This is a genomic window from Altericista sp. CCNU0014 (genome assembly GCF_044923475.1).
Lineage (GTDB): Bacteria > Cyanobacteriota > Cyanobacteriia > Thermosynechococcales > Thermosynechococcaceae > JAAURS01.
Genome location: NZ_CP137338.1, coordinates 3,790,376 through 3,807,301, shown reverse-complemented (window position 1 = coordinate 3,807,301; position 16,926 = coordinate 3,790,376). Strand labels below are relative to the sequence as shown.

Below are 16,926 nucleotides of genomic sequence, written 5' to 3'. Positions count from 1 at the left end.
GGGAATGAAGATGGGGAAGAGAGGAGAGTTAGGCAGAAATATCTAAATTTAACGTTATGAAGCCTGAAGACGAACAAATCCTCAGAAAAATTCTAGACGAAGCGAGGATTCCTAATCCTCACGAATGGGTTGAAGATGCAGATAATTACGATCTTGCAGTTTTAGCTAAAGCAATATTTTTGCGAGAAGCATGGAAGCCTATTCTTCGTAAATCAGATATTTCTTGGATTGATGAGTCAATTGAGGATCTAGAAAATCGGACTGGTCGTGATGATTTATATGCTCTAAGATTTATGCCAGAAATGCCAGAGTTTTTAGGAGCTTTGAAAAATATAAAAGCATCAGGAGTAAATCCTGCCGACATCACTACAGTAATTCGAGAATTCCAAATTGGTCTGCTTGAATGGTTGATGTCTATTCTAGAGGGAGGTCATTGCTTTGAAGACGGACTTTCTGATTGCTGGACACTTGTAGGTTTAGAGCCTGATGCCCCTACAAGTCCGCCCCAAACCTTTGGCCCTTTGAAAGAGCTGATAGGAGAATTCGACCCTGACAAAGATTCATACCCAGTCATTGGGTCGGAATAAAAAATGAGACTGTTTCTGATATACACCCAGTGTGTATTAGCTCAACTCTAGGTCGTTAGAAGAGAGGGATATAGAGGATCATGTGTAATAAAAATTTGAGGAATGAGTATAAATCTAGACCTAGCTCAGAGACGATTTGAAAAGTTTCATAGACATTACACTGGCCCCCCTATCCCCCCAATTCTGGGGGGAACTGGCCCTGTACTTCGGATTTCTCCCCCCAGAATTGGGGGGTCGGGGGGGCTAATGCAGGGATGAACGAGGCTTTTAAAACAGCTTCTCAACAGTCTGGCCACCTCCATCTCTTCCCCTTCTAACTGCGAACCAAAAACTCAATCCCATGCCTTTGGACTTTCGCAACACCAACACGCTATGGGCCTCAATCTTAGCTGAAACCCTACATCGACTGGGTTTGCAGACCGCTATTATTTGCCCTGGCTCCCGCTCCGCATCCCTAGCCGTCGCCTTTGCCCAACACCCGCACATCGAATCCATCCCGATTCTAGACGAGCGATCGGCGGCCTTCTTTGCCCTAGGCTTAGCCCGTCGTTCGAGCATCCCCGTGGCCTTAATTTGCACCTCCGGTACCGCTGGCGCGAACTTCTACCCAGCGGTAATCGAGGCCCAGGAAAGTCACGTGCCGCTGCTCCTTTTGACCGCCGATCGCCCGCCAGAACTGCGCCATTGCCATGCGGGGCAAGCGATCGACCAGATTCATCTCTATGGCACCTACCCCAACTGGTATACGGAGCTGGCGCTTCCTGAAACGAATCCGCCCCTGCTAGCCTATCTGCGGCAGACGATCGTTCAGGCTTGGGAACGATCGCAATTCCCCGTCCCCGGTCCCGTCCACCTCAACATTCCGCTGCGAGAACCCCTAGAACCGATTCCAGATCCGACCTTAGACCCCATTGCCCGACAGTTCGACGAAGCGCAGTTTTTCCAAATGGTGAAGCCGCGTTCCCTGACCGTTGGCAACGCTCAACTCCCCCCTGACGCTCTGCCACTTCAGACCTGGTTGTCCTGCGATCGCGGCCTAATCGTTGCAGGACCAGCCATCCCCCACGATGCCGTCGTCTACTGTAAGGCGATCGCCCAACTCTCCCAAACCCTAGGGTGGCCCGTCCTCGCCGAAGGACTGTCTCCCCTCCGCAACCATGTAGCCCTGAACCCCCATTTAATCTCAACCTACGACATCGCCCTCCGCAATCCCGACGTAACCGCCCAGCTTCAGCCCGCCCAGATTATCCGCATCGGGGAGTTGCCCACCAGCAAAACCCTGCGCCAATGGCTCCAAACCTTGCCCATCCCCCAGTGGATCGTCGAACCCTCCGACCGAAATGTAGATCCGCTCCACAGCCATAGCGTTCACCTCAGAACCTCCATCGAAGCGATCGCAGAATGCTTGAAGCAAAGCGGCGATCGCGTTACGTTGGAGGCGATCGCCCCCACTCCTTCCCCATCGTCCCCATCTCCCTACCTAAAATCCTGGCTCGACCTCGAAACCCGCCTTCAGAAATCCCTCCACCGCACCCTAAGCGCCACCCAACCCCTCCGCGAAAGTAAAGTTGCCTGGCTCCTCTCCCAAACCCTTCCCCTTGGAACCCCCCTCTTTATCGCCAACAGCATGCCCGTGCGGGATGTAGAGCTATTTTGGCAGCCAGGAAACTTAAACGTGCAGCCCTATTTCAATCGCGGTGCCAACGGCATTGACGGAACCCTGTCCAGTGCCCTAGGCATGGTCCATCGCCATCGAAGCAGCGTCCTACTGACTGGAGATTTATCCCTGCTCCACGACACCAACGGTTTTTTGATTCGGCCCCATTGGCAAGGTCATTTGACCGTCGTGTTAATCAATAATGCCGGGGGCGGCATTTTTGGAATGCTCCCCATTGCCCAATTTGAGCCACCCTTCGAAACCTTTTTTGCCACCCCGCAACAGGCAGATTTTGCCGAACTCTGCGCGGCTTACGGCGTAGAGCATATCCAAATTCAATCCTGGGAGGCGCTAGAAACCTTACTCAATCCATTGCCAGCGGAAGGGATTAGGGTGTTGGAAATAGGCTGCGATCGCGCTCTAGATGCCGAGTGGCGCAGAGAAACACTCCATCGGCTTTCCGTGGAATCCTTCTATGACATCGTTTCTGAAACCAATAACGCGGCTAATGGATAACCCAGTAAACAGTTGATAAAGTCGTAAGCCTCAAAAATAGCAACGAAGGCGTTACCTAACCCTTGACAGTCTAAGGAGGTGCCCTAAATATGGTGTTAGGGCAAAAGGCACGTATGGATTCATCTACGCTCTCGAGAAAGTTCGACGTTTTGTGTGAATTAACCGTATGAACGCAAATCAATTGATTCGGCGATGCGCTGTCGGGGCACTCCACCCGGTCGTTTGGGCTGTAACCCTAGGAGGCGTAGCTGGTTTACCTAGCTCGGCTCAGCTCGATCCCTTGCCCCCGCCTGAGATTGAGTACTTACCCGCACCGGAAGTCCCTGGCGCGATACCCCCTGCTCGAACAACGAACGCACCGCCAGCCAAAACAGCACAACCCGCTCCGAAACCCAAAAAGGACGTCCCCTCCGTCAAAACAGCGCAGCCCGAGCCAAAGAAAAAAGAGGATGCCTCAGTACAGCCCAAAACAGCAAAAACCAAGCCTTCTGCTGATAAAGCTGCAACCTCGTCACCCAAACAGCCGACGCCCGCAAGCAGCGCCAAAGGCACCGATAAGGTGAACTGGGTTGCGCGTCGCGAAGCCAACGTCCTGATGGATGGGGCCAATACTAAATATTTGAAACGCGACTATAGGGGAGCGCTCGCTATTTACGACGTAGCTGTCAAAAAAGACGCTCAGTATGCCATTCCGTTTGTCAATCGCGGCAACGCTCAAGTTGGCCTCGGCAACTTTCAAAGCGCGATCGCCGACTACACCCAAGCCATCGCTCTCGATTCGACCTCCAAAGAAGCCTATCTCCGACGCGGCAATATCTATGCTGCCCAAAGCCGCTATCCAGAAGCCCTTGCTGACCTCAACCGTCTCGTGCAATTGGATCCGAAGTTCGGCGATGCCTATCAAACGCGCGGGCAAATTTACGCCAGCCAGGGCAACTACGCTGCTGCCCAGCAAGATTTTGCCAAGGCCATTGCCCTCAAACCCACTGCCGCCGCCTACGTAGGGCGCGGGATCGCAACGGCAGCCCAAGGCCGAGACGCCGAAGCCCTTACAGATTTTACGCGGGCCATCCAGCTCGAACCCAAACTTGCCGAAGCGTTCTATCGACGCGGCCTCATTCAAGGTAAAACGGGCAATGTGACAGCGGCGATCGCCGACCTAACCCAAGCCATCCAGCTCAATGCAGGCTTCACGAGCGCCTATCTCAATCGAGGCATTTTTTACTCTTCCCAAAAAGCCTACCCCGAGGCGATCGCCGACTATACCCAAGCCATTAAGCTCAGCCCTAAAAATGCATCGGCTTACTTCGCACGGGGCGTTGCTCAGAGCGCTAAGGGAGATAATATGGCCGCGATCGCTGACTATACCCAAGCCATCGCCCTCGATCCAAAAATGACCGGAGCCTATGTCAACCGCGCTAACCTGCGCGGCTCCACCGAACAAAAAGAGGCTTTAGCCGACTACAGCCGCGCTTTAGAGCTAGATCCCAATCACAGCGTCGCTTACAACAATCGCGCTTTACTCCATTCCGCCCAAGGAAACGCAGAGGCAGCGCTCGCCGACTACCGCAAAGCAGCCGAACTCTATCAGCAACAAGGCAATAGCCAAGACTACAGCCGATTGCAGCAAGAAATCGAGCGGCTGCAAGCCTCCAGTCCGACGCCTGAGGTTAAAAGTGAGGTTAAAAGAAACCCTTGAGACCGATCCGCCAAGTTGATTTCAATCTATATGCAGGGAATCCTTAGAATATAGATAGAAAAAACCGTTAATGGCGGTCTACGGCAAAAACGAGCGCAGGAATGGCTTACGCTGACGATCTGGTTTATAGTATTACGCTGGTCAATCCAGACCGAGCGATCCGCACCACGATTCAGGTTGGAAGCGATGAATACATCTTGGAATCGGCAGAGGATCAAGGTGTAACGCTACCCGCTTCCTGCAACGCAGGCAAATGCATTACCTGCGTGAGTCGTTTGCTCGAGGGCGAAGTAGAACAAAAGAGCGTCTTTCTAAAACCAGCAGAAATTGCAGCAGGATTTATTTTGACCTGCCAGTCTTGTCCGCGCTCAAATTGCGTCATCTTGACCCACCAGGAAGACGTATTGTTAGACCAGAATATCTGACATTTTTTCAGGTGTTTTGGGCGATCGCACTCGCTATTCTAGAACTGAGCTGCCAAACTACGTCACTGCAAACATTAGGATGCAAAGCATCTTTGATAAAATAATATGGCTTCAACGCACGCTCGGACTCCTTTAGAGATGATTTGAAGCGTAGCGCGAACAGACGGCGAGTTTCAACTCACTTTCATTGCTTTAGAGCCTTTTTTTGTTTTACTAAACCTCCTATGGCGATTTATTTTCAACGCTATTTTTCAAAATTGAGACATCACTCAGGCAAAGTACGACACGGGCTACCTAAAGTCTGCTTTAGGCCGGCATTAATCGTCGTCACTGGATTGATTTGGATTGCCCTAAGCGTAGGATGTCCCGACATTGCACGAGCCAGCTTGCAAGACGATCGCTTTGACGGCAATATTTTTGCGCTGTACGCAGGCAACGGCTCGCTCATCCCCCCTCGCGTCACGCTCGCTCAGTCTTTCAGCGACGAGAGACCCACGCTACTGACGTTTTATATTGAAGATAGTCGAGACTGCAAGCAATTCTCCAACGTGATTTCCGAACTGCAAGCTTATTACGGGCGAGTCATTGACTTCATTCCCGTCAATGTCGATTCTATTCCCATGCAGGCAAGCTACACCCCGCAAGAACCTGGCTTCTACTACAAAAACAAAGTTCCACAGACCCTTTTGTTCGACGCCTCCGGCAAAAAAGTTTTAGAGGTCGTGGGCAAAGGAACGTTCGATGAATTTGACGATACCCTTAGGGAATTGTTCGATTTATTGCCTCGCACGGAATCAGTCGAACTCAAACGTCGCCCCCTTAATGAAGTCAATGCAGAACTGGTCAAGTAAGCCTTGACTGCCGTAAAATCTACCCCCACAGGAAAAGACTAGAGCCTGAAAGCCTCTGCGAATCAAAGGTTCTGCTTTACATCGAACCTTACTTGACACATTAGGGTTGCAGAAGGCAAGCTTAGAACAACATATTAGATTTATGAACCTTAGTGCTGCAATGCTTGAAAAGTACAGTGCCCTAGATTCATTATCTTTGGCACCTTTTTAGAGCGCACGTACTCAGTTTAGGCTAAATGACTATCCTCTAGAAAGCATTACCAATTATTAGAAATGAGAATCTTAGTTACAGGCGGAGCTGGATTTATTGGATCGCACCTCATCGATCGACTGATGGAATTAGATCATGAAGTCATTTGCTTAGACAATTTTTTTACAGGTCGAAAGGATAATTTGCTTCGCTGGTTTAATTCGCCAAAATTCGAGCTAATTCGCCACGATGTGACGGAGCCTATCCGCCTCGAAGTAGATCAGATTTACCATTTAGCCTGCCCTGCCTCTCCAGTCCATTACCAGCACAATCCAGTAAAAACCATCAAGACGAACGTGATGGGAACCATGAATATGTTGGGATTGGCGAAACGAGTAAAAGCTAGATTCTTGCTCTCTTCTACCTCTGAAGTCTATGGAGATCCAGAGGTTCATCCTCAATCTGAAGACTATAGAGGAAATGTTAACCCGATCGGTCCGCGAAGCTGTTACGACGAAGGTAAACGCGTGGCTGAGACCTTAGCCTTTGACTATCACCGTCAAAATCATGTCGATATTCGCGTTGCCAGAATTTTTAATACATACGGCCCTCGCATGCTCGAAGAGGACGGTCGTGTCGTCAGCAATTTTGTGGTCCAAGCTCTCAAGGGCGATCCGGTCACGGTCTATGGAGACGGATCGCAAACCCGCAGCTTCTGCTACGTATCCGATTTGGTTGAGGGTTTGATTCGGCTGATGAATGGCGACTATATCGGCCCCGTCAACCTCGGTAACCCTGAAGAATATACGGTGTTGGAGCTAGCCCAGAAAATTCAGTCTATGATTCGCTCCGGCGAAGAGGTTCAGTTTAAGCCATTGCCCCAAGACGATCCCCGTCGCCGCCAGCCCGATATTACCTGCGCGAAGCAAAAGCTAGGTTGGCAACCCACCATTTCGTTGACGGATGGTTTGCAGCGAACGATTGAGGACTTTCGAAACCGCATTGAATCGCAGACTAAACTCCCATCCTCTGTTCCTTTGGTGGAAGTATAGAAACGAGCTCGATCTGAGGGTTTGTTCGTTTCTGTATTTACTCTGCCTCGCTCAAACCGGATTTTACTCTGCTGCAATTTTAAGGGTTTAAAGATATGAAAGTATGCGTCATTGGAACGGGGTATGTCGGGTTGGTGACGGGTGCCTGCTTGGCCCATATCGGTCACTCCGTCATCTGTGTAGACAACAACGAAGAAAAGGTTCGGCTGATGCAGCAAGGGCAATCCCCTATTTACGAGCCAGGACTGCCTGAAATTTTACAAACGGCCATTCAAAATCAGACGATTGAATTTACAACGGATTTAGCAGCAGGTGTCGCCCACGGCGAGATTTTATTCATTGCGGTAGGCACCCCCGCACTCCCTAATGGGGAAAGCGATACCCGTTATGTAGAGGCAGTTGCCCGCGGCATTGGCAGTCACCTAAATTCTGGATATAAGGTGATTGTCAACAAGTCAACCGTTCCGATCGGCTCGGGAGACTGGGTGCGAATGCTCATCTTAGATGGCTTTGCCGATCGGAAGAAAATCGCTGCCGAACAGTCCGATGCGATGGCGGCTGTTGAAGCTCAATTTGATGTTGTGAGCAACCCTGAATTTTTGCGCGAGGGTTCAGCCGTTTACGATACGTTCAACCCGGACCGAATTGTGTTGGGCAGCAACTCCTCTAAGGCCATCGAGCAAATGCAGTCGCTCTATGCCCCGATCGTCCAGCGCAAGCATGCAGAAAACCAATCGTTGCCGTTGGTCCCAGTCGTGGTGACGGATCTGAGCTCGGCTGAGATGGTGAAGTACGCTTCAAATGCGTTTTTGGCGACTAAAATTAGCTTCATTAATGAAGTTGCAAATATCTGCGATCGCGTTGGAGCCAATGTGGTCGAAGTTGCGAAGGGCATTGGCTTAGATTCGCGCATCGGGACTAAGTTTCTCAATGCTGGGATTGGGTGGGGCGGATCTTGCTTTCCCAAGGATGTTTCGGCGTTGATTCATACTGCCTCTGACTATGGATATACCGCTGAGTTACTCAAAGCAGCGGTCAGCGTCAACGAGCATCAGCGCACGATCGTCCTTGAAAAGCTTCAGAACGCGTTGAAGGTACTCAAAGGTAAAACCGTCGGGCTGCTCGGTTTGACCTTCAAACCGGATACAGACGACATGCGCGATGCCCCCGCGCTGACCCTCGTCGAACAACTCACCAGACTGGGCGCGCGGGTTAAAGCTTACGATCCGCTGGTCGCTCAAAATGGTGTCGGCCAAGGTCTGTCCAATCTGATTGTTGAAATGGATGCAGGTCATCTGGCCGATGGGTGCGACGCGTTGGTTTTGGTCACTGAATGGGCGCAGTTCCTATCCCTTGACTATGGCATGATGGCACAGCGCATGGAAAACCCCGTGATCGTCGACGCGCGGAATTTTCTAGATAAAGCCAAGTTGCAGCAAGCTGGATTCCAGTATGTGGGGATCGGTCGCTAGCCAAACCTAGCAACCCCGATCCTTAAAGTGCCGAGCGATGGGGGCCTGTAAGTTATCTTGCAGGCCTCTTTTACGCGGAATGGATCGTTAGCGTCTGGGGCGAGGGGCTTTTTACTTTTTAAAAGAGCGGCGAACTTCATTTCCCCTTAGTTGGAGAAGGTGGAGTATCGAGGCTTTCTTCTTTGTCTTCAGTGTCTTCAGTCTGCTTTCTAGGTTTTCGAGTGAGTTCGACGTAGAGCTTGTTTAATGTTTTATCGTCGATCGGCTCAAATTCGCTTTCCAACGTTCTGAGATATTCATCCACGATCGACCCCTCGATCGCCTCAAACTGAGGTGTTTCGACTTTACGCTTTAGAATTAAAGTCTGAATTGCGATCGCCAAGTACGCTTTGAGAACATCTTCCCCTAGCTCTTCTTGTCTCTCTTCCACAAACTGAGCGGTGTAGTATTTCGGTGTAAACCTTGGCATTTTTTGTGTGGGCAGCGGGATTCCAACTATTCCTAATTTTTCTAGCTTGTTCATGAAGTCGTTGTATTCCGGGCTTCCAACGTTCAGTTTCTTGTAACTGGCTAAATACCGTGCGATATCCATAATCAAAGCAACTTAAGTTCTGAAAAAAGCTATTTTGGTGGACAGCCTTTGGACGATGGCAACTTACATCGTTAAGTTTAATGGTAATACGGGCAGCTTTGCCGCGTGGGGTTAGGGAAAATGAATAAATCTATTATTTTTTTAGGCTTCCTTATCTTCCTGATTTTAGACGCGGAACCTGCAAAGGGAGCGTTTCGCAAAATTTTAGCAAGCCGGACTGAAAATTGTTCTGTTCGACTTCCCAGAATAGAGCAAATCCCCTATCGGTGCGTTCGCTGGGTGGATGAGACGGCTAAGCTACCTTTTTGGCGAAATTCTCTGGGGTTTCAGTTTGGGCGGTTATCCCGATCGCAGTGGCAGATTCTGACCCAGACTTATGCTGCTTGGCACAATGCAAAACTGCTAGCGCCTTACAACCCTCAGCAAAACTACGAGCTGCTGGACTTTATGCCGCCCACCCTTCAGGCCCTCGATCGACATCGGTTTTACGCCCAAGCGCGAATGCTCGACGCGCGACGATCGTCCTCGCCCAAAATTCAGCTCGCAACGAACTGCTGGGGTACCGTCTACGAGGTGCTGAGGTTAGCCCGTCGGCCCAGCGTGGAGTCCCCTGTTTTATTTGCCACTGCCGCACAGCCCATGTTAGAAACTCTGCGGGCGATTTCAACTCCAGCCAACGACCAACAACCTGGCGATATTTTGTTACTGTCCCACCGCCACGGTCAGCGGGAATATCTCGACCACGTTGTTTCGATCGTAGATCGGGGACTATTTTTTGAAAAAGCCGGGACGGGTGATGAAGTTCCCTACCGCTTCGTGGCGGCTGACACCCTAACGCAGATTTGGAACCCCGCTATCTTTCGCTATGAAGTCCGACGACCCTTGGCGAATGTTGCGTTACCCCCACCCAGCGATCGCTTTAGCCTCAAGCAGCAGCCTGTATTGGAACTGCCGCTGCCGGAATTGGGGAGATGGCGATCGCACCTAACGGTCGTTGAAGATGCGGACGCCCCGCCCACCCTGCTCTGGATGCAGACCCTACCCCCTCTAGAAAGAACGCTAGGTCGATACCGACTTCCACCCGCCGCCTACCGGGCCGCCGAACTGTGGCCCAATCCCCAATAGCTTATGCCTAGCTCCATCTCTAACCCGGATTGGAAGGCGCGGACGATTCCGCTGGCGCTGTAATCTCTTCTGTAATCTCTGCTACTTGAACCAGTTGGGCTGGCTCAGACGGCTCTAAGCGGGCTTCCATAGGCTTATCTTCGGCTCTTTCTAATTCCGCCGCGCCCCGCTTGAGCTCGGATTCGAATTCCTTAGACGCATCCTGAAAGCTTTTGAGCGCTTTCCCCAAGCTCCGACCGATCTCCGGTAGCTTTTTGGGGCCAAACACCAAAAGCGCGATGACCATAATGACGGCCATTTCAGGCAAACCAATCCCAAAAATATTCATCGGCTTTCCTCATGGGTTGCTGTAGCAGTCGTTGTAATGCAATACAGGGGGCCGAAGAACCTCGTTCGACGCCATCCGTACTGCTCGGCTTTATTCTCCTATCTTGCCGTAAGATGCCCCTCCCGTTGAGGAGCGGCAGCGCGAACGCAAAAAAGCCTGGAAAAATCCAGGCCTGAATTCAACTTAAGTTTTTTGAATGGAATGAAAGATACATGCAGCCCAAAGTCAGCGGATGCTTTAGCTGGTGAGGCGTGCCCAATCGACGTCAACGCCATCCAAAATTAGCTCGGAGTTGAAGATTTGCAGAATAATGAGCAAGAAAACTAAGAATAATGCCATAAAAACGGCCATGACCGGGGTAGTCCCCCAGCCTGGCACGACTTTACCGTATTCTGAATTTAAGGGCCTGAGGACATTACCAAGCCAGGTCTGCTTTGCCATACGTCACCTGTTTAATACTGAGCAACAACAGAAGTTTTTTAACTTTCCGTAATATTATATAGGGAAGCGTCATTTCAAAATTATGTCTCTATCTGACCCCGCAACAGTTCTTAGCATTAGCCTCGGTCTAGTTTTTGTGGTCATCACTGGCGCTGCAGTTTACACCGCTTTTGGTCCGCCTGCAACCCAGCTAGACGATCCATACGAAGATCACGAAGATTAGGCCCATCTCCGCTGTGAAAAAGACCTCCTGTCTATATTCTGTGGGGGGTTAGATTTTTGCGCTCCTATAGTGCTCTTCAGTGCCAGTTCGCCGCGCGTCCATCTCCTTGAAAGGTCCTTGAAGGCGGCGTTTTATCTGGTGCTGCTTTTGCGCGATCGCTCCTGAGGATAAATGGCCCTTAATTGACCTAAGGGCCGTCTTTTGCTGTAGCTCAGGCGCCCAAAAATGTCTTAAAAAACGATGCATTTGCAGAGTAGATCGGCAAAATCTAAAATTTCACCGATGAAATAGGGACATTTTAGAAGTTATCAGTAATAATACGTACTCAGTGTGAGTGTGTAAGGAATCTGAAGCTGTGCTGAGTCGCCGCGATCGTGGAGTTGGGCCGGGATACGCACCCGGTCAGTCATCTTTTATCTCGTCTCAGAATTTACCGATTGGCGTTTTTGATAGCGGTGTGGGCGGTTTGACGGTCTTGAAGGCACTTCAGCAGAAGCTACCCCAGGAGTCTTTTCTATATTTTGGCGATACGGCCCACGTCCCTTACGGCGATCGCCCCCCTCACGAAATCCAAAGTTTGGGGCGTCAGATTTTAGATTGGCTGGTCCAGCAGCCTGTCAAAATGGCAATTATGGCCTGCAACACGAGTTCTGCTGTGGCATTAGATGTAGTGCGCAACGAATTTAGCATTCCAATTTTGGGTGTCATTTTACCTGGCGCAAAAGCAGCGGTGAAGCAAGGCCGACGTATTGGGGTCATTGCAACCCCCGCGACGGTCGGCAGCGACTGCTATCGCAAAGCGATTTTAGAGATCGATCCTGAGGTAGAGGTTTTTCAGGTTGCCTGTCCCGAATTCGTGCCGCTGATTGAAGCCAATCGAGTTGCCGACCCCAAGACACCCAGCATTGTGTGGAATCGCCTCCAACCCCTCGTGGAGGCTGGTATCGACACGCTGGTTTATGGTTGCACGCACTACCCCCATCTCTCTCAAGTCATTCAGGACCTGTTGCCAAACCGCATTACCCTGGTGGATCCGGCTGTGCACATGGCGGCAGCGGCAACTCAGGAATTGGAGCTGCTCAACCTTAAAAGTGGCAAACGCCATCCCTCAACCCGCTTTTTTGTCAGCGGTAGCCCCGAGCAGTTTGCCCGTTCTTCGCGGGGTTGCCTTGGGTTTACGCCTGAGGTGCGAGCTGTTGCACTTCCAGGAATTTCCATAGAAGCAGCTACGCCAGATCTCAGTACCGCTATTCTGTAAAGTAAACAAACCGCTTGATTTTTCGGAGCCAGGTCAATGACCGCGCTGACATTTCCCCTCACGGTCGATCTAAATCACGTTCATTTAAGCGATGAGCAGTTTTATCAACTGTGTATCGCCAATCCCGACCTCAATATCGAACGCAGCGCCAAAGGAATTTTGATTTTTATGCCACCTGTGGGCGGCGATAGCGGCAGACGAGAAGCAGGTTTCATTACCGACGTGAATATCTGGAATCGTCAAACCAAACTGGGTGAAGTTTTCAGCTCTTCCACAATATTTAAGCTTCCAGGCGGAGGAGACCGTTCTCCCGATGTGGCTTGGGTAGAAAACTCTCGATGGCAAGCCCTCACCCCCGAACAACGTCAGAAGTTTCCGCCGATTGCGCCGGATTTTGTAATCGAATTGCGTTCGCGAACGGATAGCTTGTCAATGCTTCAGGAAAAAATGCAGGAATATATGGACAGTGGCGTAAAGCTTGGCTGGCTGTTTAATCCCCAAGATCAACAGACAGAAATTTATCGCCAAGGGCAAGCGAAAGAAGTGCGATCGCTTCCTACTCTCCTATCTGGAGAATCAGTTTTGCCCGGATTTATCTTGCAGATCGATCAATTTACAGATGATTGAGAGCGATCGCCCCCAGATCGTCACGAATATGACTGGTTTGGCTTAAAGACGGTTTGAAAAGTTGCAAGATCGTTGCACTCGCCCCCTAAATCCCCCATTTTGGGGGACTTTGATCTACTTTGAGCTATTCAGAACTCCCAGTTTAGGAGGGCTGAGAGGCAAATGCAGGGATGAATGGGACTTCTCAAACAGTCCCTTAGACGCTCCTTTTGATTGTCAGGAATGTTACTGATTTAGGAATTATTAATTAAAGTCGTGTTTTTAGGCATCTCTTAAGATGAGGAAGATGTTATGATTTTTTTTTAAGTTATTGGGCATCCTTCTCTTTTCTTTAGCTTTTATTTTAGGAATAACTTATATATCGACAGTCGAAATGATGGGACATGAAGTCGCAAAAAGGTCAATACGCGATTTCCTTATTTTATTTTTGTTGTCAATTCCTATCTATTTTTTGCCTTGTTTTTTGATTTATTATTTGTTAGGAGATTATGGTCTTTATGGGCTTCAATTTTGTGGTGCTATAGCCTTTGTCGCCTTGTCGCTGGGTTGGTATGTTCGGAAGCAAAAAGCTGGCATCTTATTACTTGATATTGGCAAAAATGAGGACTTATGGGTAACTCAAGTATTACTGGGTTTGGCTGGGGTGATATTTGTAGGCTTCAATGCTTGGTCATTCTTCAAGCAAATTTCAATGAGTAATCCCCAGTACGCCAGTTTAGTGATAAAAAAAGTAGCTGACCTTGCTTTGTTGCTGTCTCTGTATATTGTTTTGATATCTCAAGGATTGAGTAAAACCGAATTCAGAAGTAATGGTATCTGCATGGGTACCTACTTCAGATTCATTTCATGGCGAAGGATAAAGTCATATAATTGGGAGCTATCGAAACCCAATATTCTTACGATTCGATATAAGCCACGTTTTGTTAGTGTCCTGAGTTTTTCGCCATAGAGGCCAAAGCGTGAAAAGGTCTGAGGATAAGAGATTCAGGCCAACAGAGAATGGATATCGTCACACGCAAAGCCCAAATACTGCGGGTTCAAACCCAAAATCCATATCCAGAGTTGAACGAAGTCCTACAGGAAAAACTGAATACAGAGGTTCTGGGGGTTACGCAAAGCGTCTTAGAAGCAGCTCTGTGCGAAGAATTACAAGAGCATCTCAATCAGCTTGCGGGAGAACGACCTCGTCGGTCTGGCTACTTCAAGCGAGTCCTTGATAGCGAATACGGGCGCATCGAATCCTTGTCGGTACCCAAGCTGCGCCATGGGAACAGAGACCGAGACTGGCAAATCTTGGGGCGCTATCAACGGGGCCTTGGCAGTCTATTAAACTTTTGTCTAAGTCTGTATGTCATGGGCCTGTCCTTGCGAGACTTGCAAGAAGCGCTCTATCCATTACTCGGGGCTGTATTATCGGTCAATGCCATCAACCGAATCACAGAAGCCGCTCAACAGCAGATGAATCAACGGCGCACGGCAAAAATTACCACTGCTGTACCCATTTTGCTTGTCGATGGTGTTTGGGTGAGAATTCAATATGCAAGCGGGGAAACCTTTGAAGACCAAGCTGGACATGTGCGCGCCTTGCGTCAAGCCGAAGAACGGGTTGTTTTAGTGGCAATGGCCATTTATCCAGATGGCACTCGTGAAATCTTGCACTATGAGATTGCCGAGAGTGAATCTCAATTCGCCTGGGAGTCTTTTTTCAAGGGTTTACAGGAGCGTGGATTGAAGCTTGATGGGGTTGAGGTTGTCGTCAGTGATGGGACCAATGGATTGCCCGCTGTGCTCAAAGCCTGGGTACCTCAGGCCCAGCATCAACTGTGCATCACTCATAAAATCAGGGCAATGCTGCGTCATCTGGGCTATGAGAATTTATCCATCCAAGATGCGCAAGGTCAGACCCTAGACCTTCCAGAAGCAAAGAAGCTTCGCTATACCCAGATTAAGACTGACGCCTATGACATCTATAAAACCGATGATTGGATGGAAGCCATTGAGCGATTGGTGGTCTTTGTCGAGACTTGGCAGTCTGTTGAACCTAATGCCATCCGCTCCTTTTTGAGAGATATTGTTTTGACCTTTAATTTCTATGATTTGAACCCATCCTTATATCCACTCGTCCGAACCACTAATGCGCTCGAACGATTGTTTCGAGAGTTTAGGAACAAGTCCGATGAAATTGGTGCGTTCCCCAATGAAGACAGTTGTTTGACCATTTTCTTCTTGGTCTTACAGCGTGACCATACCAAGCATGACCGTCTCAAATCTGTGGCGAAAAACTAGGGACACTAACCACGTTTTCCTTTATTCCCAGCGTGGATGAGTTTTCCTATTCCTATACGATATAAAGAGGCTGTAAGTCATATCCTCAACGAACGATTGTAAGACAAGAACCTATCAGTTTGAAAGTGCGAACCGAACGACTGAATCATGAAAGAAACTGTGCTAAATCAGGCGGAAACGGGTGCCTATGAACGAGCTGACCCCTCGCGAGATACTCCAGTTCTTCGGGGGTTGATTGCCTGCCTAGAACCTCATTGCGATGCGGGTGTCGCCCAAATTGGGCAATAATATGTCGATGGCGGCGGACTTGGGCAGCGGAGAATTCCAGTAAAGAACGATATTCTGGAGGCGACTCATGCACTAGCTCATCGGCCAGGGCGATCGCCTGGTCTTGATGCTGGAGATCCTCGGTATGTCCCAGGGGTAAGAAGAAGAAGGTTTTCTCCCACGGGGTTTTTAGCGCCGCGTAGTGACCGTTTGCGATCCCTGCGATCGCCAGTTCGCAAGCTTTCTTGTCTTGAGCAAAGGCTTGAGCCGTACCCTGATAGATGGTGCGCGAGAATTGGTCGAGCACAAGGATTAGAGCCAGTCGCGATCGCGGTTCCTGCGACCAGTCGTCGAGTTCCCCCCGGATTGCTCGTTCAAGTAACGGCGGAAAATGCTCGATGATTTCAGCATCTCTGCCCCCGCGAAACCACCATTCCCACTGCCGTACCCGCGCGGCTGGATCGGTACTGGGTAGGTTAGGAAACCAGAACTGCAAAACGTCTTCGAATTGTTCCGCTTTCATCGCATAATCTCCTCTGATTGTGCGAGTTTTCCATCCATCGTTTGCAGCGTAATCATATACCGATGGGAAAATAACGGCTTAAGGTAGCCTAATTTCTGCTTGCGTAAGCCAGCCGCCCATAATGCTCCAGATACAATTCCGGCGACTTGGCGATCGATCGCACGGATTCCCGTTGGGCTAATACGTCCTGCCATTGCTGAAGGCGATCCAATCCGGACGGCATTTGAAAGTCTCGGAACTGTTCCAGTACGCTCAACTGCTCAAACCAAGGATAAAATGTCAGATCGACGAGACTCAGTTCTGCGCCCAACCAATAAGGCCCGCGAGCGGAAATTTTTCGCAAACCCTCATATTCCATGAATCGCAAGTGTTCAGTCAGCTCTTTTAATATTGCCGTTCGCGGTTGAGAATCCCGACCGTATAACAATTGGCCAGTGGCAGCAAACAATCGGGTATCGGCAAAATTAATCCAAATCCGAGCTTGAGCGCGTTGAATCGGGTCTTGGGGAAGCAACGGGGGTTCCGGAAAGACGTCGTTGAGATACTCGTTAACGATGGCAGACTCCCACACGCAACGATCGCCATGTTTGAGGACAGGCACTTTGCCGTAAGGAGAAATTTCTAGAAAGTTGGCAGGCTTATTTTGCAAGTCGATTTCAATTAACTTAAAGGGAACCCCTTTTTCCAGTAAGGTTAAACGGGATCTGTGGGCAAAAGGACAGAGCGTTGCACTGTAAATTTCGATTTCAGCCATGGTAAAACTCCTGGATTATTTGGATCGGAGATTGTTTCTGACAAAGTCGTCAA

18 protein-coding genes are annotated in these 16,926 nt (G+C 49.7%); 13 read left to right on the top strand and 5 right to left on the bottom strand.

What is annotated here, in order from left to right; genetic code table 11:
- Positions 1–56 precede the first annotated feature (56 nt).
- The 7 genes from R6H26_RS18150 (at position 57) to R6H26_RS18120 (ending at position 8,449) form a co-directional block, all read left to right on the top strand.
- Positions 57–587, top strand: coding sequence for a hypothetical protein (locus R6H26_RS18150; protein ID WP_404784363.1), 531 nt, complete (start codon positions 57–59; stop codon positions 585–587).
- A 340-nt stretch (positions 588–927) separates the two neighbouring features.
- Positions 928–2,760, top strand: a complete 1,833-nt coding sequence (menD, locus tag R6H26_RS18145; RefSeq protein ID WP_404784361.1) for a 2-succinyl-5-enolpyruvyl-6-hydroxy-3-cyclohexene-1-carboxylic-acid synthase — start codon at positions 928–930, stop codon at positions 2,758–2,760.
- 166 nt (positions 2,761–2,926) lie between these two features.
- Positions 2,927–4,459, top strand: a complete 1,533-nt coding sequence (locus R6H26_RS18140; RefSeq protein WP_404784359.1) for a tetratricopeptide repeat protein — start codon at positions 2,927–2,929, stop codon at positions 4,457–4,459.
- Positions 4,460–4,560: 101 nt separating this feature from the next.
- Positions 4,561–4,884, top strand: coding sequence for a 2Fe-2S iron-sulfur cluster-binding protein (locus tag R6H26_RS18135; protein ID WP_404784357.1), 324 nt, complete (start codon positions 4,561–4,563; stop codon positions 4,882–4,884).
- A gap of 224 nt (positions 4,885–5,108) precedes the next feature.
- Complete coding sequence (locus tag R6H26_RS18130; RefSeq protein WP_404784355.1) at positions 5,109–5,735, top strand: thylakoid membrane photosystem I accumulation factor; 627 nt, start codon at positions 5,109–5,111, stop codon at positions 5,733–5,735.
- Between the two features lie 273 nt (positions 5,736–6,008).
- Positions 6,009–6,977 carry a UDP-glucuronic acid decarboxylase family protein gene (locus tag R6H26_RS18125; protein ID WP_404784353.1) on the top strand — a complete coding sequence of 323 codons (969 nt, stop codon included), beginning with the start codon at positions 6,009–6,011 and terminating at the stop codon, positions 6,975–6,977.
- 95 nt (positions 6,978–7,072) lie between these two features.
- Positions 7,073–8,449, top strand: coding sequence for a UDP-glucose dehydrogenase family protein (locus R6H26_RS18120; RefSeq protein ID WP_404784351.1), 1,377 nt, complete (start codon positions 7,073–7,075; stop codon positions 8,447–8,449).
- Between the two features lie 136 nt (positions 8,450–8,585).
- Here R6H26_RS18120 and R6H26_RS18115 read toward each other — a convergent pair whose 3' ends face one another.
- Complete coding sequence (locus R6H26_RS18115; protein WP_404784349.1) at positions 8,586–9,041, bottom strand: hypothetical protein; 456 nt, start codon at positions 9,039–9,041, stop codon at positions 8,586–8,588.
- Between the two features lie 120 nt (positions 9,042–9,161).
- On the opposite strand from R6H26_RS18115, the gene R6H26_RS18110 reads away from it, so the two are divergent.
- The gene (locus R6H26_RS18110; protein WP_404784347.1) at positions 9,162–10,166 is read left to right on the top strand and encodes a hypothetical protein; all 1,005 of its coding nucleotides are present in this window, start codon (positions 9,162–9,164) and stop codon (positions 10,164–10,166) included.
- 19 nt (positions 10,167–10,185) lie between these two features.
- Here the strand turns inward: R6H26_RS18110 and R6H26_RS18105 are convergent, their stop codons facing one another.
- Complete coding sequence (locus R6H26_RS18105; RefSeq protein WP_404784345.1) at positions 10,186–10,494, bottom strand: TatA/E family twin arginine-targeting protein translocase; 309 nt, start codon at positions 10,492–10,494, stop codon at positions 10,186–10,188.
- A gap of 237 nt (positions 10,495–10,731) precedes the next feature.
- Positions 10,732–10,935 carry a photosystem II reaction center phosphoprotein PsbH gene (gene psbH, locus R6H26_RS18100; protein WP_404784343.1) on the bottom strand — a complete coding sequence of 68 codons (204 nt, stop codon included), beginning with the start codon at positions 10,933–10,935 and terminating at the stop codon, positions 10,732–10,734.
- A gap of 82 nt (positions 10,936–11,017) precedes the next feature.
- Here psbH and psbN point away from each other — a divergent pair, with 82 nt between their 5' ends.
- The 5 genes from psbN to R6H26_RS18075 all read left to right on the top strand — a co-directional run bounded on the left by psbN (position 11,018) and on the right by R6H26_RS18075 (position 15,329).
- Positions 11,018–11,158, top strand: coding sequence for a photosystem II reaction center protein PsbN (gene psbN, locus R6H26_RS18095; RefSeq protein ID WP_404784342.1), 141 nt, complete (start codon positions 11,018–11,020; stop codon positions 11,156–11,158).
- Between the two features lie 415 nt (positions 11,159–11,573).
- The gene (gene murI / locus R6H26_RS18090; protein WP_404791368.1) at positions 11,574–12,416 is read left to right on the top strand and encodes a glutamate racemase; all 843 of its coding nucleotides are present in this window, start codon (positions 11,574–11,576) and stop codon (positions 12,414–12,416) included.
- A 36-nt stretch (positions 12,417–12,452) separates the two neighbouring features.
- Positions 12,453–13,043, top strand: coding sequence for a Uma2 family endonuclease (locus R6H26_RS18085; protein WP_404784340.1), 591 nt, complete (start codon positions 12,453–12,455; stop codon positions 13,041–13,043).
- 310 nt (positions 13,044–13,353) lie between these two features.
- Positions 13,354–13,992: a hypothetical protein gene (locus R6H26_RS18080; protein WP_404784338.1), complete on the top strand. Its 639-nt coding sequence runs from the start codon at positions 13,354–13,356 to the stop codon at positions 13,990–13,992.
- Positions 13,993–14,042: 50 nt separating this feature from the next.
- Positions 14,043–15,329 (top strand): transposase, encoded by a 1,287-nt coding sequence (locus R6H26_RS18075; RefSeq protein WP_404783412.1) that lies wholly within the window; start codon positions 14,043–14,045, stop codon positions 15,327–15,329.
- Positions 15,330–15,474: 145 nt separating this feature from the next.
- Here the strand turns inward: R6H26_RS18075 and R6H26_RS18070 are convergent, their stop codons facing one another.
- Entirely contained in the window at positions 15,475–16,119 is a 645-nt protein-coding gene (locus R6H26_RS18070) for a DUF924 family protein (protein ID WP_404784336.1), read from the bottom strand.
- Between the two features lie 88 nt (positions 16,120–16,207).
- Entirely contained in the window at positions 16,208–16,873 is a 666-nt protein-coding gene (locus R6H26_RS18065) for a glutathione S-transferase family protein (protein WP_404784334.1), read from the bottom strand.
- Positions 16,874–16,926: the final 53 nt, after the last annotated feature.